Annotated in this window: 21 protein-coding genes; 12 read left to right on the top strand and 9 right to left on the bottom strand. The window is 66.6% G+C overall.

Annotated elements, in window-relative coordinates:
* The first annotated feature begins 362 nt into the window (after positions 1 to 362).
* The 8 genes from sigE to ACLMAL_RS07590 all read left to right on the top strand — a co-directional run bounded on the left by sigE (position 363) and on the right by ACLMAL_RS07590 (position 6,650).
* Positions 363 to 1,025: an RNA polymerase sigma factor SigE gene (gene sigE, locus ACLMAL_RS07625; RefSeq protein WP_328413379.1), complete on the top strand. Its 663-nt coding sequence runs from the start codon at positions 363 to 365 to the stop codon at positions 1,023 to 1,025.
* A gap of 61 nt (positions 1,026 to 1,086) precedes the next feature.
* Positions 1,087 to 1,512: a hypothetical protein gene (locus ACLMAL_RS07620; RefSeq protein ID WP_411998418.1), complete on the top strand. Its 426-nt coding sequence runs from the start codon at positions 1,087 to 1,089 to the stop codon at positions 1,510 to 1,512.
* Positions 1,513 to 1,522: 10 nt separating this feature from the next.
* Positions 1,523 to 3,061, top strand: a complete 1,539-nt coding sequence (locus ACLMAL_RS07615) for a trypsin-like peptidase domain-containing protein (RefSeq protein ID WP_411998417.1) — start codon at positions 1,523 to 1,525, stop codon at positions 3,059 to 3,061.
* A 33-nt stretch (positions 3,062 to 3,094) separates the two neighbouring features.
* Entirely contained in the window at positions 3,095 to 3,511 is a 417-nt protein-coding gene (tatB, locus tag ACLMAL_RS07610; RefSeq protein WP_328405677.1) for a Sec-independent protein translocase protein TatB, read from the top strand.
* Between the two features lie 85 nt (positions 3,512 to 3,596).
* Complete coding sequence (locus ACLMAL_RS07605; protein ID WP_328405679.1) at positions 3,597 to 4,454, top strand: hypothetical protein; 858 nt, start codon at positions 3,597 to 3,599, stop codon at positions 4,452 to 4,454.
* Positions 4,455 to 4,745: 291 nt separating this feature from the next.
* Positions 4,746 to 5,303: a hypothetical protein gene (locus ACLMAL_RS07600; RefSeq protein WP_411998416.1), complete on the top strand. Its 558-nt coding sequence runs from the start codon at positions 4,746 to 4,748 to the stop codon at positions 5,301 to 5,303.
* Between the two features lie 49 nt (positions 5,304 to 5,352).
* Positions 5,353 to 5,523 carry a hypothetical protein gene (locus tag ACLMAL_RS07595; protein ID WP_411998415.1) on the top strand — a complete coding sequence of 57 codons (171 nt, stop codon included), beginning with the start codon at positions 5,353 to 5,355 and terminating at the stop codon, positions 5,521 to 5,523.
* 50 nt (positions 5,524 to 5,573) lie between these two features.
* The gene (locus ACLMAL_RS07590) at positions 5,574 to 6,650 is read left to right on the top strand and encodes an XdhC family protein (RefSeq protein ID WP_411998414.1); all 1,077 of its coding nucleotides are present in this window, start codon (positions 5,574 to 5,576) and stop codon (positions 6,648 to 6,650) included.
* Between the two features lie 1,186 nt (positions 6,651 to 7,836).
* Here ACLMAL_RS07590 and ACLMAL_RS07585 read toward each other — a convergent pair.
* From ACLMAL_RS07585 to dapE, 6 genes are all read right to left on the bottom strand, one after another.
* A complete protein-coding gene (locus ACLMAL_RS07585; protein WP_328405689.1) occupies positions 7,837 to 8,775 on the bottom strand; it encodes a glucosyl-3-phosphoglycerate synthase in 939 nt (312 codons plus the stop codon).
* The gene (gene folP / locus ACLMAL_RS07580) at positions 8,772 to 9,653 is read right to left on the bottom strand and encodes a dihydropteroate synthase (RefSeq protein WP_328405691.1); all 882 of its coding nucleotides are present in this window, start codon (positions 9,651 to 9,653) and stop codon (positions 8,772 to 8,774) included. The genes ACLMAL_RS07585 and folP overlap by 4 nt, the downstream gene beginning before the upstream one ends.
* A 193-nt stretch (positions 9,654 to 9,846) precedes the next feature.
* On the bottom strand, positions 9,847 to 11,613 hold the full coding sequence (locus ACLMAL_RS07575) for a long-chain-acyl-CoA synthetase (RefSeq protein ID WP_411998413.1): 1,767 nt from the start codon (positions 11,611 to 11,613) through the stop codon (positions 9,847 to 9,849).
* Between the two features lie 3 nt (positions 11,614 to 11,616).
* Positions 11,617 to 12,207 carry a TIGR00730 family Rossman fold protein gene (locus ACLMAL_RS07570; protein WP_411998412.1) on the bottom strand — a complete coding sequence of 197 codons (591 nt, stop codon included), beginning with the start codon at positions 12,205 to 12,207 and terminating at the stop codon, positions 11,617 to 11,619.
* Entirely contained in the window at positions 12,204 to 13,010 is an 807-nt protein-coding gene (locus ACLMAL_RS07565) for a TIGR00730 family Rossman fold protein (protein ID WP_411998411.1), read from the bottom strand. The genes ACLMAL_RS07570 and ACLMAL_RS07565 overlap by 4 nt, the downstream gene beginning before the upstream one ends.
* 65 nt (positions 13,011 to 13,075) lie before the next feature.
* Positions 13,076 to 14,176 carry a succinyl-diaminopimelate desuccinylase gene (dapE, locus tag ACLMAL_RS07560; RefSeq protein ID WP_411998410.1) on the bottom strand — a complete coding sequence of 367 codons (1,101 nt, stop codon included), beginning with the start codon at positions 14,174 to 14,176 and terminating at the stop codon, positions 13,076 to 13,078.
* A 189-nt stretch (positions 14,177 to 14,365) separates the two neighbouring features.
* On the opposite strand from dapE, the gene dapD reads away from it, so the two are divergent.
* Positions 14,366 to 15,313 carry a 2,3,4,5-tetrahydropyridine-2,6-dicarboxylate N-succinyltransferase gene (gene dapD / locus ACLMAL_RS07555; protein WP_411998409.1) on the top strand — a complete coding sequence of 316 codons (948 nt, stop codon included), beginning with the start codon at positions 14,366 to 14,368 and terminating at the stop codon, positions 15,311 to 15,313.
* A gap of 86 nt (positions 15,314 to 15,399) precedes the next feature.
* Here the strand turns inward: dapD and ACLMAL_RS07550 are convergent, their stop codons facing one another.
* Positions 15,400 to 15,780 (bottom strand): PPOX class F420-dependent oxidoreductase, encoded by a 381-nt coding sequence (locus ACLMAL_RS07550; RefSeq protein ID WP_328405703.1) that lies wholly within the window; start codon positions 15,778 to 15,780, stop codon positions 15,400 to 15,402.
* Positions 15,781 to 15,877: 97 nt separating this feature from the next.
* Between ACLMAL_RS07550 and ACLMAL_RS07545 the strand changes: the two genes are divergently transcribed.
* Complete coding sequence (locus ACLMAL_RS07545; protein ID WP_411998408.1) at positions 15,878 to 16,120, top strand: helix-turn-helix domain-containing protein; 243 nt, start codon at positions 15,878 to 15,880, stop codon at positions 16,118 to 16,120.
* Positions 16,121 to 16,134: 14 nt separating this feature from the next.
* Here the strand turns inward: ACLMAL_RS07545 and ACLMAL_RS07540 are convergent, their stop codons facing one another.
* Positions 16,135 to 17,562: an acyl-CoA synthetase gene (locus ACLMAL_RS07540; protein WP_411998407.1), complete on the bottom strand. Its 1,428-nt coding sequence runs from the start codon at positions 17,560 to 17,562 to the stop codon at positions 16,135 to 16,137.
* A 157-nt stretch (positions 17,563 to 17,719) separates the two neighbouring features.
* Here ACLMAL_RS07540 and ACLMAL_RS07535 point away from each other — a divergent pair, with 157 nt between their 5' ends.
* Positions 17,720 to 18,574 (top strand): oxygenase MpaB family protein, encoded by an 855-nt coding sequence (locus ACLMAL_RS07535; protein ID WP_411998406.1) that lies wholly within the window; start codon positions 17,720 to 17,722, stop codon positions 18,572 to 18,574.
* Between the two features lie 222 nt (positions 18,575 to 18,796).
* Here ACLMAL_RS07535 and ACLMAL_RS07530 read toward each other — a convergent pair whose 3' ends face one another.
* Positions 18,797 to 19,429 (bottom strand): TetR/AcrR family transcriptional regulator, encoded by a 633-nt coding sequence (locus ACLMAL_RS07530; RefSeq protein ID WP_328405711.1) that lies wholly within the window; start codon positions 19,427 to 19,429, stop codon positions 18,797 to 18,799.
* Between the two features lie 196 nt (positions 19,430 to 19,625).
* Between ACLMAL_RS07530 and ACLMAL_RS07525 the strand changes: the two genes are divergently transcribed.
* Entirely contained in the window at positions 19,626 to 20,507 is an 882-nt protein-coding gene (locus ACLMAL_RS07525) for an oxygenase MpaB family protein (protein WP_411998405.1), read from the top strand.
* Positions 20,508 to 20,562: the final 55 nt, after the last annotated feature.

Raw genomic sequence — 20,562 nt, 5'->3', positions numbered from 1 at the left:
ATGTCCGCGTTTCCAGCACACAACGGCGTGCGTCGAATCTTGCCGCCACACCGCGGCGGGCAATTGCGCACTTTCGGGCTTATGTACCGCACACCTGGCAACAACGGCGGTGTACGACGCGATAACCGATTAAGGATTGCCGCTCCCGGCAGATTCTCAGGTGTCCCTCAGGGTCTCCATATCCGTGGCATATCGGAACAAAGGAGAGTGAGCCCTACGCAAGACCAGCTGACCGCCCGGTCCGGGACGCGGGAACAAGGGCATACCAGTTGTCTGTTGTACCCGTCAGCAACGATCCGCAGATACGGATCGGCGCCGAGTTCCAGAGCCAGCGGTCCCTAGTAGGAGGTAGCCCCATCCACATGGTCGATGCGGCGCGCGAATACGCCACCCTGCCAGAGCAAGCACTGCCGATCGAGCTCGAGACGGCAGCAGAGTCGATAGACGAACTGAGCGGCACTGCCGCGTTCGATGCCACCGGTGACAGATCGGTTATGCCGTCGTGGGACGAACTGGTCCGCGAACATGCCGATCGGGTATACCGGCTGGCCTACCGCCTGTCCGGCGATGCCCAAGATGCCGACGATCTCACCCAGGAGACCTTCATCCGGGTGTTCCGTTCACTGTCGAACTACCAACCGGGCACCTTCGAGGGCTGGTTGCATCGCATCACCACGAACCTGTTCCTGGACATGGTGCGCAGGCGCAACCGGATCCGGATGGAGGCGCTGCCCGAGGACTACGACCGGGTGCCCGCTGATGGCCCGAGCCCCGAGCAGGCCTATCACGATGCCCGGCTCGACCCTGACCTGCAGTCCGCCCTCGACTCGCTGGCTCCCGAGTTCCGTGCCGCGGTGGTGCTGTGTGACATCGAAGGGCTGTCCTACGAGGAGATCGGCGCCACCCTCGGTGTCAAACTCGGCACCGTGCGCAGTCGAATCCACCGTGGCCGTCAGGCACTGCGTGACTACCTTGCGCATAATGGAACTGAGGAGCGGTTCGCCGCTGACACGAACGTAGGGTGATCGGTCGGGTGCCGACGTCACCCATGTCCTGGATGATGTCGGTTGGAAGGGTGAGCACCGAATGAGTGGCGACTCCAGCACGTCAGGTCGTCCGTCGCACGAGGAGCCCGGGCGCGCGCACGCCAGGCCGCAGCGTTTTCAGCCCACCGAGCATCTGGCGAGTGAGGCGATCGCAGCGTATGTCGACGGCGAGCTGCGGATGAACGCCTACCTGCGCGCTGCTCAGCATCTTTCTCTCTGCCCGGAATGCGCGGCGGAGGTCGATGCGCAGCAGCAGGCCAGGATCGCGCTGCGCCGGGCCGGTCAGGTGTCGATTCCCACCGGCCTGCACGACAGCTTGACCCGTATTCCGCTGGCCGAACTACCCGGCGGCGCGTCCAACGGATCTACGCGGCCCCCTACCGGGACCCCGCGCAACGAGGCGGTTTTCGGCTTTCTGACAGATTCGTTCACCGCGACCCGGTGGACAACCTGGTGGCGCAAGTAGAGTTTGGCGAGTGACCACCGAATCGACGAACTCCGGATCGGCCGACACCCCGGATTCGGCGGCCAACCGGGGGAACCTGAGGCCGTCGGACGCGCCTGTGCTCGGGCCGCGCCCGGTCTACCGCCCCCATGTCGACACCCACACGGCGCGTGCCTTCCGCCGCCCTTCGGGCCAGACCGGCTCGTTCGCCGAGTACACCGCGCCGCAGTCCGGTTCTGCCGCACCGCATCTGGGCCCCGACCTGCAGAACCGCCCGCCGGACGCGGTGCTGTCCGAGGCCTTCGGACGCCCGGAAGGCTCCACCGAACTCCTGCAGCGTGACCCCGACGCGGCCGACGCCACCGCACCTGTCGCCGGCCCTGCCGACCCATGGCGCGATCCGGCGACCGGCGCCCGGCTCGGCGCGCCCGCCCTGCCGACACCGCAACCCGCACCACTACCGCAGGCGAAGAAGCTCTCCGCCCGCGAAGTGCTGTTCGGTTCCCGCGTCGCACCGAAGGCGCTTGCGCTGCTCGCCGTGGTCGCGCTGGCGGTCGGCGTGCTCGGTGGACTGGTCGGCAGGCTCACCGCCGAGGCCGCAGCGCCGCTGACCTCCCGCAAGGTCGCGCTGGAGCAGACCGATGACACCGAGCGGCCGCACGGTCAGATCGCCAAGGTCGCCAATGCGGTGCTGCCGTCGGTGGTGTCGATTCGCGTCACCGTCGGCGACAACGGCGCGACCGGCTCCGGAGTGGTGATCGACGGCGCGGGCTATATCGCGACGAACAACCACGTGATCTCGATGGCGGCCCAGGACAAGTCCAATCGGGCGGCCATCCAGGTAACCTTCTCCGACGGCACCCGGGTCCCCGCACATATTGTCGGGCGCGACCCGAAGACCGACCTGGCAGTGCTGAAGGTCGATGTGAAAAATCTCACGGTGGCGCAATTGGGCAAGTCCAAGGACGTCCAGGTCGGTGACGACGTGCTGGCCATCGGTTCGCCGCTCGGCCTCAGCAAGACCGTCACCTACGGCATCGTCAGTGCGCTACACCGTCCGGTCGCACTCTCCGGTGAGGGCAGCGACACCAAGGCCGTGATCGATGCGGTGCAGACCGACGCGTCGATCAACCCCGGCAACTCCGGTGGCGCGCTTGTCGACCTGCAGGGCCGGGTCATCGGCATCAACACCGCGATCCGCAGCGAGACCGGCGGTTCGGTCGGTCTGGGCTTCGCCATTCCGGTCGACATGGTCACCGAGGTCGCGCAGACCCTCATCCGTGACGGCCAGATGCACCACCCGATGATCGGCCTCAGCGCCCGCAGCAAACAGGTGGCGAATGAGGTGATGAGCGGCGCCGCTGTCGCTGACGTCACGCCCAACGGTCCTGCGGCGAAGGCCGGAATCGTCGAGGGCGATGTGATCGTGAAGATCGGCGACCGCGAGGTGACCGGTCCGGACGAGCTGGTCGTCGCGGTGCAGTCGAGCAAGATCGGCCAGACGGTGAACGTGCAGTTGATCCGGGACGGCAGGCAGGTGGACGTGCCGGTCACGCTGGAATCCGACTGAGCTGCGCCGAGGGTCCCCGGGTAGCCTGGATCTGTGTTCAGCAACATCGGCTGGAGCGAGATGGTCATCCTGCTCGTCGCCGCCCTCGTGATCCTCGGCCCGGAGCGACTGCCCGGCGCGGTTCGCTGGACCACGCGTAGCCTGCGCCAGGTGCGCGACTATGCCAGTGGCGCCACGCAGCAACTGCAGCAGGAGCTCGGGCCCGAATTCGAGGAGCTGCGCAAGCCGCTCGCCGACCTGAACGAGTTGCGCCAGATGTCGCCGCGCTCGATGGTGACCAAACACCTTCTCAACGGCGACGATTCGCTGCTGCGCAATTTGGCGAGCGCGGTGCCGGACCAGAAGGACCTGTTGGGCACGGCGAGTGGGATGCCGGATTACCCGATGCCGAAGCTCGAAAAGCCGTTGGACCGCAACGAACGTCCGCCGATCGACACCGACGCGACCTGAAAAGGGACGCCGAATTATTGAAACGGGCAAGGTTCTGTCAAGCGGACTAGACACAGGGGCCTGTCGAGCTGTCTAGACTTCGCACATGTCGGCCGATGACGTGGCGCGCGTTTTCGCAATCGAAAACAAGGTCGAGCGACTGAAAGCGGCCACCGATGGTGTGGCGGCGGCCCAGCAGACCATCAACGAACTCACCCGGATTCGGCGCGCGGTAATCAGGGAACTCCATGCCGAAGGCTGGACATTCGCCAGAATCGGTGCGGCCGCGGGACTTTCCCGCGCCCGCATTCATCAGGTCAGCACCCAGGGTCCGGCGCCGGAGGGATTGTTCTTCGGGCATGGCTCGATCACCGTGCTGGCCCCCGAGGTTCGCAGTGGCCGGGTGCTCGGCGCACCGGATCCCACGGCGGCACAGCGACTTGTCGAGCTGCTGCACGAGCTCGGTTTCGCTGCCGCGGTCGAGCACTTTCTCCCGGGCCGCCCCGTCGATCTGAACCGGGACGGGCTGATCGTGCTCGGCGGTCCAGAGCTGTCCCCCAGTGTGCGCCAATTGATCACGGCCGATCCGCGTCTGCGCCGCGCGGTTGCTCGGGCAGGCGACGCCCGCCGCGGTATCGAGGATCGCGCGGCTCGGCGGGTGTACCGGCCCGGCGGCCCCGAACCACACGACATCGCCTACCTGGCGCGCCTGCCCCGCCCGGACGGTCGTGGCACCGTGCTGATCATCGATGGCCTGCATCCACCCGGTTCACTCGGCGCCATCCGTCTGCTCGCCACACGCCTGGCCACGCTGCACGAACGTGCGGCCGCCCACCTGTTTTCGGTGCTCGTTGCGGTGCGCTACGACCGCTCAACCGGCGAACCGCAGGAAGCCGAATTACTCACTCCCGTCTACCGGCACGACCACGATCCGAGATCGACACTGCCCGGCAGCAGGCGCTGAGTCGTAGCCGAGCCCGTTTCTGGACACCACGATTCAGCTCGTGGTCGTCGAACATGATGTGCCGGTTCGGAGCCCGGCCCGTGGCGGCCTACCTGCGCGGGTCGTGCCGCCGAGCCGGCACGGACTCGACAGGTCGACCCGGCGTCGGGATCGGTTGCACGTCTCGACCATCCGCTGTCGACCCAAACTCGAAGGCCCTGTGTCACACGCCACGGGCGTGTCCCGTTACGGAAATTGCTACACCAATGCTTCAATAGCTGAAAGGTAACTAATCGGCGGTAGGTGGGCCTGGTGAATGTTCGACGTTCGATGACAGCGCATACCGCATCCCCGGCCGATGCGGCCCCGACAGAGCTCGTGGCGACCGGCCCGACGACCCGAGTACAGCCGACGGTCGCCACGCACCGCGTCACTTACAGCAACCGGCTGAAGGTGTTCATCGGACCCGACGAGACGGTCGACAATTTCCTCCGCCCGCTGTGCAGGCTGGACGGCTACCACCGCTACTCGGTGAACATGAGCAGGCTGCCGTCACCGATTCCGGCCACCGACATCACCACGGCCGTCGGCTCGGCGCGCGGCGCCAGCGCCGTCCAGTGCACAGGCTCGACGAACGCGCTGGTCATCGAGATCTGGACAGTCGTCGATGGAGTACCGCAACACTTCATCATCGGCCTGCCCGGCAGTCGCGACAGCGAGCCGACCGTCTGCATCCCGGACGGAACCGACTTCCTGCGCTTGTATGCGGACGAAGTCTTCACCGCCGAACGCGCCGCGGAGGTATTCGCGACCTACTTCCATACCGACGACATCCCGCCCGGCTTCCAACTCCGCGAGGTGCTCGGCTGATGCGGATGCACCGTGCCATAACAGCAAGCGGCCGCCCGCGGCGGCATCGATGAACATGCTCATCGTCGGTGCTGTCGTCATCGCGCTCGGACTGCTCATCATGCTGACCGCTGTCCTGTTGCGGACCCGCTCCCCGCGTACTCACTTGACCGTGGCGGACCTGCAGGCACGCCTGGCCGAGGAAGCCGGCGCCGACGACGCCGAGCCGACCTGCGAGTGAGGACGGCCGAGCGCCGCGACGAGTAGCCGTTGCGTAGCTAGTCTGGTTCCGTGCGCACCGTGCTCCAGCAGTTGATCACGCTGACCCGTCGTGGGCCGGTGGCACTGGCGCGGATCGTGGATGCCACCGGCGCCGCACCGCGCGCCCCGGGGGCCGCCATGGTGGTCACCGCGGCAGGTGAGGTATTCGGATCGCTGTCGGGCGGCTGCATCGAATCTGCCGTCGTCGAGTCGGCGCGGCAGGTGCTCGCCACCGGGCATGCGATGAGCGACCGATTCGGTTACGCCGACGGCGACGGTCTCGAGGTGGGGTTGACCTGCGGCGGCGAGATCGAGGTCTTCGTCGAACGGGTCGACAGCGATCGCCTTTCGGTGCTGGAAGCGTTGCGACAACAGATCGGCGCGGGTAGTCCAGTGGCGCTTGTGACAACGCTGGACTCGGCCGCGGAGTGGAAACTCCTGCGGCCCGGCAATTCCGAGCCATGGCGTGGCGTGGATAAGGACGCGCAGGCCCTGCTCACCGCCGGAGGCAGCGGGGTGGTCGGCGCGCAGGAGCGCGAAACGGCGCAGACGCCGCGACCCCGAGTCTTCGTGCAGACCTTCGTTGTTCCGGCCCGCATGATTCTGGCGGGCGCCAACGATTTCGTGCGCGCACTCGCCAGGACCGGTCGCCAGCTCGGCTACCGGGTCACCGTGGTCGATGCCCGCGAAACCTTCGCGACCACAGCGCGATTCCCCGCCGCCGACGAAGTGGTCGTCGACTGGCCGCACCGATATCTGGAGGCGCAGCGGGCGGCAGGGCGGATCGACCGGCGCACCGTGGTCTGCGTCCTCACCCACGACACCAAGTTCGATGTGCCCGCGATCGCGGCCGCACTGAACATGGACGATATCGCCTTCGTCGGTGCATTGGGTTCGCGCCGCACCCACGCCGAGCGCGCCGAGCGACTACGCGCCGCAGGCGTCACCGACACCCAATTGTCGCGACTGAAAAGCCCACTCGGCCTAGATCTCAACGCCCGCACCCCCGACGAAACAGCGATCTCCATCGCCGCCCAAATCCTCGCCGAACGCGGGCGCACCTCGGCACGCCCCCTCGACCAGCTCGCCGGCCCCATCCACCACTGACCACCGTTCAGCCGAGCGCATGGGAATGGTCGACAAACAGCCGCCAGCAACCATTTCTATGCGGTTGACCTGAAAGCCCGACAGCGCAATCACAGCCAGTTGACCATGCTGGAATCCAACACCTCATGCCTGAGCTGCGGAGCAGTAAAAGCGGTTAGCCGGACTGAAGCGCCCAGCACGGCCCAGGTAATCCACTGGATGGCAAACCTCTTCGGGAACGCCAAGGCCTAGAGACTCCTCAATAGGCGCTCCTACCAGTGGTTTCCCGAGCAGCGCTGGGCACGTTGGGTGCCGTACCCGACTTGATCTTCCGCAGCCTTGGTAGGCAGGCACACAGCTCCAGCGTGAGGACTGGCTGTGGTTGCGTCACAAGCACTTCAGGTATCGAGTGTAGTGAAATGGTTGTACTGAGGTCTCTTCGAGCCACCATTTCACTACCGTCGAATTGATGAAACCGCCTGGTTACCCGCTGACACCCGGCTTCCCCACTGTCAGGTGCGCGGCGGCACCTGACAGCCCGGCGGCTGGCTGTGGCGGCGTCCTGAGAAAGCAAAGAGCAAACGAGCGCAGAGAAATGGCGGTTGCATCGCATTCGGGAACCACCATATCTCTCACGTCGACCAGTTCTATGTGCTCTTTACTGCCCGAAACGCATGCACAGCCAGACCTCACGCTGGAAGTCGCATGCCTGCCTACCAAGGCTGCGGAAGACCAAGCCGGGTACGGCCCCCGGCGCACCCAGCACTGCCCCCGGTAATCCACTGGTAGGCACAGCTCCTCGGACAGGCCAACTCCCGGAGCACGTCCCCGACACAACTCTCCTACAACTCTGGTCGGCGAACGTTCAATAGAACTCGGCAGATGCACAACAGAACTCGGTGAGCGGCACATGGCTGCGGCACACGCCGAATAGCACTCCCGCTGATGTGCCACTCGCCGCCATTGCCGTTGCCGTTGCCGTTGCCGTTGCCGTCGCACGGTTACGGAGCCAGGGTCCATGCTCAAAGCAGGTGTTCGATCCGCAGCGGGATCTCACGAATGCGGCGGCGGGTGGCGTGGTACACGGCGTTCACAATGACGGCATTGAGCACGCTCCCGGCTGCGAACGCGCCGACCCGGTACGGACTGCGACCCAGGCTAGCGATCCGGCAGCAAACTCGACAGGATTTGCCGAGCCGACGATCGATCAGGCGGCCGCGCGAGCCGGGCGCAGCGTGTTCATAGGCGGGCGATCGGCCAGCGACACCTCGGTGCTGTGCGCGGTGAAGGCGTCACCGACCAGCGGGAACTGGGTGAGCGCTGCGCCGGAATCCTGCACGCCGCTGCGGCCGAGCACAGTGCCGAGAATCTGGCGGCTCATTACGCCGAGATCGGCGAGCGGGCGATTGCGGTGTGTGCGCACGCCAAGATTCACCTGACCGATCGCGGGCATGCCGAGCTGGTCGTAGGTGTCGAGCAGCAGCCCGATCTCGACGCCGTAGCCGGGGGCGAACGGCACCGATGTCAGCAGTTCCCGGGTGCCCGCGTATTCGCCGCCCAGCGGCTGCAGCACATCCGACAGCTCGGGGCGCAGTGCGGCCAGCAGTGGGCGGGCGACGAGTTCGGTGACCCGGCCGCCGCCGTGCGCGTCCACTGCGGCGCCTTGGCGCAGTGGCCTGCGGTAGTAGGCCTTGACCAGATGCATGTCCTCGACCGTCAAAAGTGGGCCGAGCAACTTCGGCACGAAGGCCGGATCCGGGTCGATCAGATCCGAGTCGACGAAGGCGACCAGGTCACCGCTGGTCACCGCCAGCGAGCGCCACAGCACCTCGCCCTTGCCCGGCAGCGGATCGAGTTCGGGAACGGCCTCTTCGCGGCTGATCACATCGGCGCCCGCGGCGCGTGCACGTTCGGCGGTCGCGTCGGTCGACCCGGAATCGAGCACCACCAGTTCGTCCACCAGCGTGCCGAGCAGGGGCCGGATACTGGCCACCACGTCGGCGACGGTGCGTTCTTCGTTCAGCGCGGGCAGCACCACGGAAACGGTGCGCCCGTTCTTGGCGGCGACGAGTTCGTCCACCGTCCACTCGGGTGTATCCCAGGTATTGGTCGTCGCCCATGCGGGCTCGCGGTGTTGGATTTTCATACCAGACCTCGCAGGGTTCGTGCGGGGGGCCGGATGCCCTGAATCGCGGCGATCATGTCCACGACGCGCCGGGTTTCGGCAACCTCGTGTACTCGGAAGACTCGGGCGCCTGCCGCTGCCGACCATGCTGTTGCCGCCAATGTGCCCTCCAACCGTTCGGAAAGACCGACACCTAGAGTCTCCCCGATAAAATCCTTGTTGCTGAGCGCCATCAAGACTGGCCATCCGGTATTTACAAGAATGTCTATTCCCCGCAATAACTCGAGCCCGTGGTAAGTGTTCTTGCCGAAATCGTGGGTCGGATCGATCAGAATCGAATCCTTGCGCACCCCCGCCGCAACCGCATTCTCTGCGGCCGCGACCACGGTATCGGTCACTTCGGGCACCACATCGGCGTAGCGGACCCGATGCGGCCTGGTCCGCGGAATCGCGCCACCGGTGTGGCTGCACACGATGCCGACACCCAATTCCGCCGCGATCCGTACCAGATCCGGGTCGGCGCCCGACCAGGTGTCGTTGATCAGATCAGCGCCCTCGCCGACCGCCTCGGCGGCCACCTCGGCCCGCCAGGTGTCGATGCTGATCAGCAATTCCGGGTACTTCGCCCGAATCGCCGCGACGAACGGGACCACTCGCCTGGCTTCCTCGGCCGCATCGACCAGCGTTCCTGGACCCGCTTTGACCCCGCCGATATCGACGAGGTCGGCACCTTCGTCGACCGCACGCGCGACGGCGTCCATGGCCGCCTCGTCGGTGAAGGTTGCGCCCTTGTCGTAGAAGGAATCGGGCGTGCGATTGACGATCGCCATGACGAGCGCGCGATCCGTCGCCACCGGCTTGCCGCACAAAGTCGGGAGCGGCGCTACGGGGCTGAACATGCCCCCGACTGTAGCTAACCCACCTCGCTGTCCGCCTGACTGTCCGTTGCACAGCCCGCGTCCGGCGCGTATTGAGGCCGTACAACTCGAGCATCACAAAGGTCGAACTCAGGTCCGGCGTTGGGTACGGATCAGTTTTGGGCGTACCCGACGAGTTACCCCGGTGCTGACGAAACCGGTTGTGGCGTTCAGCTCACTTCGGTGCGCGCCCCGCGGCCACGTCGATGGCGTAATCGTCGTAGGCGGGCACGTAGCCCTCGGCACGACCGGCCAGGACGTACAGGGTGCTGTCGGCGTCGGGTTGGTAGCCCTTCTTGCGTAAGTCCACTTTGCGGCTCTTGAAGGTGGAGGTCTGCTCGAGCTCCGGCACCACCCGGATGAACAGTGGCACGGCATACCCGGGCAACTGCGCGTAGACCTGCTCGGCGAGCGCAGGCCCGTCGAATTCGGCGTCGGGGTACAGCGTCACCGCACCCATGCCCGCTTTGCCGTCGGCGCCCGGAATATCTACGCCGTAGACAACGGCCTGCGAGATCGCGGCGGTCGCGGCAAGGGCCCCTTCGACCTCGGTGGTCGCGACGTTCTCGCCCTTCCAGCGGAAGGTGTCGCCGAGCCGGTCGACAAACGCGATGTGATGCATACCCTGATCGCGGACCAGGTCGCCGGTGTCGAACCAGACGTCGCCGTCCTTGAAGCCGTCGCGGACCAGCTTGGCCTCGGAGGCGGCCTTGTCGGTATAACCGTCGGCGGGCGAGCGGCTGGTGACCTTGGCGAGCAGCAGTCCGACCCCGCCCGAGGGGACGCGCCGCAGCCGTCCGTTCTTGCCGCGCTCGGCTTTTCCGGTGGTGTCGTCGTATTCGACGATCGCGTACGGCAGTGGCCCGAAGCCTGCGGTCCGGTCCACTCCGAACGCATTGACGAAGGCGATGTTCACCTCGCTCGCGCCGTAGAATTCGACAATCCTGTCGATGCCGAAACGCTTCTTGAATTCGTCCCACAGCTCCGGCCGCAGCCCGTTGCCGACGGCGAGCCGGATCTTGTGGCGGTGCTCGACCGGCTTCGCGGGTTGGTTGAGCAAATACCGGCACAGCTCACCGATGTAGATGAACGCGGTGGCCTTCTCCCGGATGATCTCGTCCCAGAACCCGGACACGGAGAACTTCCTGCCGAGCGCGAACGTGCCCCCCGCGGCCAGCACCGACGACAACGCGACGGTCAGCGCGTTGTTGTGGTACAGCGGCAGGCAGCAGTACAGAGTGTCGGTGCTGCGCAGGCGAATTCCGAGCCCGCCGAGTCCGGCCATGCTCTTGGTCCAGCGCAGGTGTGTCATCACACTGGCCTTCGGCAACCCGGTGGTGCCGGAGGTGAAGATCAGGAAAGCCCGCTCCTTCGCGGTGATCTGCGCGCAGCTGGGCGGATCGGTGGCGTCGGCCGACTCGGCGGCGGCGTGCAGTTCTTGCGCGTCGAGCACATTGGCGAGTGGCCCCGGCAGCGAGTCCAACGCCGCTGCGCATTCCGCGCCGACGACATTCAGCACGCTGTCGAGCAGGCCGAAACTGTGGGCGAGCACCGTGTCGCGCTGATGATGGTTGAGCAGTCCGACGGTCGCGCCCAGCTTCACCGTCGCCAGCACCACGAACAGCGTTTCCGGCCGGTTGGTCATCAGCACGCCGACCACGTCGCCGCGCCGAACACCGCGCTGGGCGAGCACATTCGCGTATCTGTTCACCTGTGCGTTGGCGTCGCGGTAACTGAAGGTCTTGCCCTCGAACCGCAGGAAAGGGCGGTCCGGATGACGGTGCGCGTTGCGCTGGAAGTACAGCCCGACCGAGGATCTGTCGCCGGGTCGGACCAGCATGCTCATCGCGCCCCGAAGCATGGAGGGAGCGTCGACCGCCATGCCCGGCAGTCGTTTCGCCACATCGAGCAAGCTGACGGTCGGGCGAGCGTCGGTGCTCACGCGTCAATTCTCCTTGTCCGGGGTGGCACTGTCCTCCAGTGCCGCAAGGGGTTCCAGCGCTGCGAAGGCCGACCGCAGATCGGTGGCCACGGTGATGCGGTCCCTGGCGAACTGGGACACAAACTTTCGGTCGTAGAGCTCGTCGAGCCAGCGGAACAGACCCGTGTAGAAGCCGTCCTGGTCGAGAATGACCACGGGCTTGTCGTGCTGCCCGAGATAGCCACCGGTCCAGGTCTCGAAGAATTCCTCCAGCGTGCCGATACCGCCGGGCAGCGTGAGGAACGCATCGGCGCGATCCTCCATGACCTGCTTACGCTGACGCATGGTGTCGGTGACAACGAGTTCGTCGGCGTCGACATCGGCGACTTCCTTGTGCACCAGGTGCTTCGGGATCACGCCGACCGTATTCGCGCCACCGGCGCGCGCCGCGGTAGCGACCGCGCCCATCATCGAGACGTGCCCACCACCGGAAACCAATTGCCAACCGCGCCTGGCGATTTCGGTACCAACCCGGGCGGCGAGCCCGATGTGGGCCGGGTCGGCAGTGCTGGCCGAGCAGTAGACACAGACAGAGTACCCCGCAGCCGCGCTCACCACTGATCCTCCGTCCCGACCGCATCCAGGCTCCCACCGTTCTCGGCCGCGGCGAGGACGATCTCACAGACCTCGTCGACGTTGTCGGTGACATGGAGCAGCCCGAGATCACCCGGCGATATCTTGCCGGAGCCCCCTAGGGAATCGTGCAGCCAATCCACGAGCCCCGCCCAGTATTTGGTGCCGAACAGGATGATCGGGAAGCGGGTGATCTTGCGGGTCTGCACCAGGGTGAGCGCCTCGAACAGCTCGTCGAGAGTGCCGAATCCGCCGGGCAGGCAAACGAAGGCCTGCGAGTACTTCACGAACATGGTCTTGCGGGCGAAGAAGTACCGGAAGTTGATCCCCAGGTCGACCCACTCGTTGAGGCTCTGCTCGAACGGCAGCTCGATACCGAGGCCGATCGAATATCCGCCTGCCTCCGATGCGCCGCGATTGGCCGCCTCCATGGCGCCGGGTCCGCCGCCGGTGATCACCGCGAAACCGGACTGCGCGAGCGCGCTGCCGATGGCGCGTGCGGCCTTGTACTCCGGGTGGTCGGCATGGGTGCGCGCGGAACCGAAAACCGTCACCGCGCGCGGCACCTCGGCCAGGGCGCCGAAGCCCTCGACGAATTCGGCTTGGATGCGCAGCACCCGCCACGGGTCGGTGTGCACCCAGTCGCTCGGCCCGTGTCGATCCAGCAGATTCTGATCGGCGGTGCCGCCCGGTTTGCGATCGCGGCGGAACATGATCGGTCCGCGGTACTTGGGTGTCGACTTCGGCGTGCTTACGACCTCGTTATCGGCGGCTTCGGTGGACATGGCGCCCACGGTACCGGGCCGGGGCGCAGCACAGGGTTGCACCGCCGTCCCGTGCCGAATCTCGATCAGACTGCGCCGGTCAGATAGCTGCGCAGCATGGCGGCGACCGCCGTGATCTGCGCGACGGGGACGTGTTCGTCGCGCTTGTGGGCAAGGTTCGGATCGCCGGGGCCGAAGTTCACGGCGGGGATGCCGCGGGCGGCGAAGCGGGAGACGTCGGTCCAGCCGTATTTGGCGCGCACGCCGCCGCCACCATGGGAGTTCACCGAGGCGATGAGGTCCACGGACGCGGGGGCGGTGAGGCCGGGCAGTGCGCCGGCCGCGGAATCGGTCACCTCGAAGGCCAGATCGAGCCCGGCGAAGACCTCGCGGACATGGTCGACGGCCTGCTCGACCGAACGGTCGGGGGCGAAGCGAAAGTTCACATCCACCTCGGCGGCATCGGGGACGACATTGCCCGCGACACCGCCGCCGACGCGCACCGCGGACAGGCCCTCGCGGTAGACGCAGCCGTCGATATCGACCTCGCGTGCTTTGTAGTCGGCGAGGCACTGGAGAACCGGTGCGAGGCGATGAATGGCGTTGTCGCCGAGCCACGCTCGCGCCGAATGTGCCCGCACGCCCGCCGTGGTGAGCCGAACACGCAGCGTGCCTTGGCAACCCGCCTCGATCCAGCCGCCGGAAGGTTCGCCGAGAATCGCCATATCGCCGTCGAGCCAGTGCGGGAGCTCGCGTTCGATGCGACCGAGCCCGTTGAATTCGGCCGCGATCTCCTCGCAGTCGTAGAAGATCAGGGTCAGGTCGTGCACCGGTTCGGCGACGGTGGCCGCCAGGTGTAGGAACACCGCGTCACCGGACTTCATGTCGACGGTGCCGCAGCCGTGGAGCACCTGCTCCCCTGCCTCGTTCACCTCGAATCGGCTCGGCACGTTGTCGGCGATGGGCACGGTGTCCAGGTGCCCGGCCAGGATCACTCTGGTCGGCAGGCCACGATCGGTGCGGGCGAGCACCACGTTGCCGTGCCGGAGCACCTCGAATCCCACGGTCTGCTCGCGCAGCGCCCCTTCGACGATATCGGCGATCCTCGCCTCGTCGCGGGACACACTCTCGATATCGACGAGGGCGGCGGTGAGCTGGATCGGGTCGGCGCGCAGATCGAGGGTCACCGCCTCAGCCTAGGTCCGTGCCCATCGCGATCGGCACGGAGGACGGGCACCCGGCCCTCGACCGCGCGCCCGGCTCGCCGCGGCGAACGCCCGCCGGCCGGTCCACTCCGATAGCCGGACCGTACCGTGCGCTCGACGTCACAGACGTGCGGTCCGGCCGCAGGACCGCGGTCGGTATTCTCTCTTGACGTGAGCATTCAGGGAGCAACAGCAGTCGGCATCGCCAATGTGACCGCGGACGGAACCGTCCTGGACACCTGGTACCCGAACCCGCAACTGGGCGAGTTCGCCGAGACCAGCACCAAGCGGCTGGACCAGGCTCCCGATGAGCTCGCGGCGCTCGTCGGCTTCGACGATGCCCGCGGCGTCGAGGTGATCGCGGTCCAGACCACCATCGCCGATCTCGCCGCAGCCCCGGTCGACGCGCACGACGTCTACCTGCGCCTGCACCTGCTCTCGCACCGCCTGGTTCACCCGCATGGGCTGAACCTGGACGGCCAGTTCGGCCTGCTCAGCAATGTGGTGTGGACCAACCACGGCCCCGCGGCGGTGGAGGGCTTCGAGCTGACCCGCGCCAAGCTGCGCGCCCGCGGGCCCGTCACCGTCTACAGCGTGGACAAGTTCCCGCGGATGGTGGATTACGTGCTCCCCTCCGGCGTCCGCATCGGCGACGCCGACCGGGTCCGCCTCGGCGCGCATCTGGCCTCGGGCACCACCGTCATGCACGAGGGCTTCGTGAACTTCAACGCGGGCACCCTCGGCACCTCGATGGTCGAGGGTCGCATTTCCGCGGGCGTTGTCGTCGGCGACGGCTCCGACGTCGGCGGCGGCGCCTCCATCATGGGCACCCTCTCCGGCGGCGGCACCACTGTCATCTCCGTCGGCGAGCGTTCGCTGCTCGGCGCGAACGCCGGCCTCGGCATCCCGCTCGGTGACGACTGCGTGCTGGAAGCGGGCCTGTACCTCACCGCGGGCACCAAGGTCGCCACCCCCGACGGCACCGTCGTCAAGGCTTCGGAGCTGGCAGGCCAGAACAACCTCCTCTTCCGCCGCAACTCCCTGACCGGTGCCGTCGAAGTGGTGCCACGCAAGGGAACCGGCATCGAGCTCAACGCCGCCCTGCACGCCAACGACTGACCCCGCGCCAGCAGCGAGGGTAGTGAAATGGTGGCCGACACTGCGGCTCGGAGCCACCATCTCACTGCCCTCGACACCGACAGCGTTCAGTTGCTTTCGACGAGCCCGAAGGCAATGATTCGGTGCGGGTGGATTCGTATCAACTCGCCGATTTCACCGTCGATGTAGGACTGCACACCGGTCAGAGCCTCTGCGGTGCCGCGGATTTCGAGGCACCGCACCCGCCAGGGCTGCACCGAGACGACATCGTCGACCACGAAGGCCACCCGATCGTTGTCGGCGAGGTTGCGAAACTTCTTCGAGGCGCCCATATTCCAGCCGCCGATGTCGATCGTGCCGAGTTCGGCGTTATAGCGGAAGCCGACGGGGCTGTTCTGCGGCGATCCATCCGGACGTACCGTCGCCAAGCGGCCGAGCCGCTGCGTGTTCAGGTATTCGAGCTGTTCGGGCGTCAGAGTTGCGGTCATGCCGCGACTGTAAGACCTCGACCTAAGTAGAGGTCAATACCGAAATGCCCCGGTTCACCCGCTGGATCTGCTCGACGACGACACCGATATCGCGAGCATGTCCGCAAGTGTGGGTCTGTCGGCCCGACGCCTGCGGCAGCTGTCGGTCCAAACGATCGGCGGACCGCTGACCGCACTGCGGCGCTGGCATCGGCTGCGCGAGGCCGGACTACAACTGCCCTTCCGCCCGGCCGCCGAGGTGGCCGTGCAGACCGGGTTCGCCGATCAGCCGCACCTGATCCGCACCATGGTCGCGCTGTGCGGCCGCACCCCCGGGTCGTCGGACGCCCGATTGGCCTGAGGCGTCGACGGCGCTCACCCGAGCAGTTTCTTCTGCACCTTGCCCATGGCATTGCGCGGGAGCGCCGCCACCACCCGGACCTCGCGTGGCCGCTTGTGCACCGAAAGCTGCTCGGCAACGTGCTCGATGAGCGCTTTCTCGATGGAATCCGTTGCCGCGCTGCGCAGTACGACATAGGCGACGATGCGCTGACCGAGGTCCGCGTCGGGGAGTCCGACGACGGCGGCCTCTGCGACCTCGGGATGCCCGAGCAGCGCGGTCTCCACTTCGCCCGCGCCGATGCGGTAGCCGCCGGACTTGATGAGGTCGACCGATTCCCGGCCGACGATGCGGTGAAAGCCGTCGGCGTCGATGGCCGCGACGTCGCCGGTCTTGAACCAGCCGTCGTCGGTCCAGCATTCGGCGGTCGCCTCGGGCCGGTCGAGGTAGCCGTCGAAGACCATCGGCCCCTGCACCTGGAGCCCGCCGATGCTTTCGCCGTCGTGCGGGACGGGCACACCCGATTCGTCACGGATCCGGGTTCGCACGCCCGCGACCGGGACGCCGACCCAACCGGGTCGGCGCTCGCCGTCGGCCCGCGTGGACAGCGTGATCATTGTTTCGCTCATGCCGTACCGTTCGATCGGTGCGTGGCCGGCGAGCTCGCGCAGCCGCTCGAACACCGGCACCGGCAATGGCGCACTGCCGGAGACGAGCAGGCGTGCCTTCGCCAATTGCCGTGCGGCATCAGGATCCTCGGCGATGCGCGACCACACCGTCGGTACACCGAAGTACAGCGTGCCCGGCGCGTCCGCGTATGCCTGCGGGGTCGGCTTGCCGGTGTGGATCAGCGGGCTGCCCACGCGCAGTGGGCCCAGCACCCCGAGTATCAGTCCGTGCACGTGGAACAGCGGAAGCCCGTGCACCAGAATGTCGTTCGCGGTCCACGCCCAGGCGTCGGCGAGGGCATCGAGCCCGGCCGCAATGGCGGCGCGGCTGAGCACAACGCCCTTGGGGAGGCCGGTGGTCCCTGAGGTGTAGAGCACGAATGCCGCTGCGGCAGGATCGGGTTCGGGGTAGGTGTGCCATGAGCGGGCATGGACGCGGACCGGGACCACCGGCAGCATCGTCCCGGCAGGCGCCTCCCCCAGCCACGCCTGGGCTCCCGAATCGTTCAGCATGTGCTCGAGCTCGGCGATCCCGGCGTCCGGTGGCACCGGAACGACGGTGACCCCGGCGATGAGGCAGCCGACCACCGCCAGCACGGTGCCAACAGTCGGCTTGGCCAGCACCGCGACTCGCTCCGCACGGGCGATACGTTCGGCCACCGAGGTCGCCGCACCGAGTAGGTCGCTGCGTGACAGCGTCACGCCGTCGATGGTGACCGCATCGGGGATGTCCTCCCCGGCGGCGACCGCGAGCGGATTCAGGGACCGAAGCAGCAGGGGCGCACCGAACGACATTCGCTCACGCTACTTCGGCGGCGCACGAACCTGTCGCACCGCCCGGCGTGGCCGTGCCGATCACAGCTCGATGAACCTGTGCGCGGTTGTTGACACGCCCATGAGACAGTGAGAACGTTGATCCATATCCTTCTCAGCAACGAGAACGGGGTCGATGATGACCAGCCCGCTTGGCGCACCCACCCACCCGTCGACGCCGCCCGAGGAGTTCGACGTCGGGCAGTATCTCGACGGGTCCGCCGCGTTCTTCGGCGCCGCCGCGAACGTCATCATGCAGCTCAGCACGCGACCGGTCGGCTATGGCGTAGTCGAGAGCACCGTCGACAGCGGCAAGATCATGCTGCACCCGATCAAACGGACCAGAACCACGCTCACCTACCTCGCCGTCGCCATGCTCGGCGATGACGACGAGCGCGCGGCCTATCGCGACGCCATCAACCGCTCGCACAAACCGGTGCGCTCGACCGCGAACAGCCCGGTGAAGTACAACGCCTTCGACCCGAAACTGCAGTTGTGGGTGGCCGCTTGCCTGTACTGGGGGGCTCGCGACCTCTACGAGCGCATGCACGGCCCGATGGAGGACACCGTCGCCGATGCGTTCTATCGGCACGCCGAACGACTGGGCAGCACGTTGCAGATGAGTTCGGACCTGTGGCCCGCCGACCGGTCCGCGTTCGATTCCTACTGGACCGAGAACCTGGCGAAGACGACCATCGATCCCCCGATCCGCGAATACTTCTGGGAGATCGTCGATCTGAAGATGTTCCCGCGCCCGGTGCAGCTGACCTTCGGCCGATTGCACCGCTGGGTGACCACCGGACTACTACCCCCACATCTGCGCGCCGAAATGGGTATGACCTGGAGTGCGCGCGACGACATAGCGCTGGCCAGGCTGCTGCACACGGTCGGCGCCATCGAAGGCCGAATGCCGAAGCAGATCAAGACTTTTCCGGTCAACGCCTTCCTATGGGACATGCGCATCCGGCGACGGCTCGGCCTGCGCCTGGCCTGAGTCCCGGGTGGCCGGACGATCTAGGCGGCTGCCTCGCATTCGCTCGGCCCGGCGCGGACTGCGGTCGGACTACGTCCGACAGTGCCTATTAGGCGGCTGCCTCGCATTCGCTCGACCCGGCGCGGACTGCGGTCGGACTACGTCCCACAGTGCCATTAAGGCGGCTGCCTCACCTTCGCTCGGCCCGGCGCGGCTGTCGGCGGACTGCGTCCCACAGTGCCATCAGGTGACACGGAACGAGACGACGACGTGGTCGCGCGCGAACTTCCGCGCCGCCACATCGTCACCCAGCGGAATGACCGTCTGCGGCGTGAGCGCCAGCGAAACCGCCGTCCGCGCAATCATTTCGGCGAGCGGCTCCGGGTCATAGTCGGGCAGCTTGCCTTCGCCCTGGAGCCGGGTGATGAATTCGGCGAGATAGTCGCGACCCATTTCGATGACCGGAGCACCCTTGACCGTGAGGTACGGCAGCACGATCTCCGGCTCGGTCTTCAGCAGCCGGTCCAGTAATTTGTTGCCGCGCAACCCGTTCAGGAAGGCGACGAACAGCTCGACGATCTGATCCTCGGCGCTCGCGTCGCGATCGACCTGCCGCTGCAGGGTGGCGTCCACCTCGTCGATGAACTGACGCGCTTGACGCAACCCGACCGCCTGGATGAGATCGGACTTGCTGGCAAAACGCCGATAGAGGGTGGCGAGCGAGAGCCCACAGCGCCGGGCCACCTCGACCATGCTGGTGCGCTTGATGCCGAAATCAAGGAATGCCAGCAGGGCGGCGTCGAGCACCCGCGCTTGATTGCGGTCCTCGGGGCCGGTACTGCGCACCAACGCCAACAGTCTGGTCAGCCTCGCCATGTCCCCACCCCTATCCACGTCGGTGAAACGATGACACCAACAGCATTGCATGCCATCATCGGCGATTGGGTACTAACTCGTCATCGCGCGCGGGCAGTGATCGACACTACGTCGAGGCAAAGAGAAGGTTTAAGACAAATCTTTTCATAAGTTCGCTCGCAGCAGTGCGGATGGACACAGAAAGACGAGGTCAACAATGACCGCCCCCTTGCGCAACGACGGCCACGGGTCGGACCCGGACCGCGCCCGATCGTCGGTTCCGCCATTCACTCCAAAGACCATCGGCGCACACCTGGACGGCATCGCCGCCTTTCTCGGCGGCACCGCCAACGTGATCATGCAGCTGAGCCTGCGCCCCGTCGGGCGCGGCGTACTGGAGAGCACGGTCGACAGCGGCAAGGTCACGCTGCACCCGATCAAACGCCTGCGCACCACCCTGAGCTATCTCGCAGTCGCACTCATGGGCACCGACGAGGAACGCGCACGCTATCGGGCCGCAATCGACGAATCGCATCGACCGGTCCGGTCGGGCGCGTCGAGCCCGGTGGCATACAACGCCTTCGACCCGACGCTGCAACTCTGGGTGGCCGCCAGCCTCTACTGGGGCATCGACGATCTCTACACGCGCATGCGCGGGCCGATGGATCCCGACACCGCCGAGGCGTTCTATCAATACTGCGCCCGACTGGGCACCACGCTGCAGCTGCGGCCGGAAATGTGGCCGGCCAACCGCGCGGCGTTCCAGAAGTACTGGGACGAGAACCTGGCCACCCGCTCGATCGAGCCCGAGCTGCGCGACTATTTCAACGACCTGATCGATCTGAAGATGATGCCGCGACCGGTTCAGCGCAGCTTCGCCGGACTGCAGCGCTTCGTCGTCGCGGGCCTGCTACCGCAGCACCTGCGCGACGAGATGCATCTGACCTGGTCCGACCGTGATCAGCGCCGATTCGACCGGTTGCTGCGGGGGATCTCGGCGGTACAGACCCGACTGCCGAAGTCAGCACGGCTGTTCCCACTGAACATCTACCTCTACGACCTGCGCAGACGGATGCGCCGAGGCACACCACTGGTATGAGACCACCCGGACTACCGATTGACACTCTCCACGAGTCGATGAGAAGGTGAGCACT

It is taken from the genome of Nocardia sp. CWNU-33, from assembly GCF_046764895.1.
Classification (GTDB): domain Bacteria; phylum Actinomycetota; class Actinomycetes; order Mycobacteriales; family Mycobacteriaceae; genus Nocardia.
Note: the sequence above shows the minus strand (reverse complement) of the source record. Positions and strands in the feature narration are given on the sequence as shown.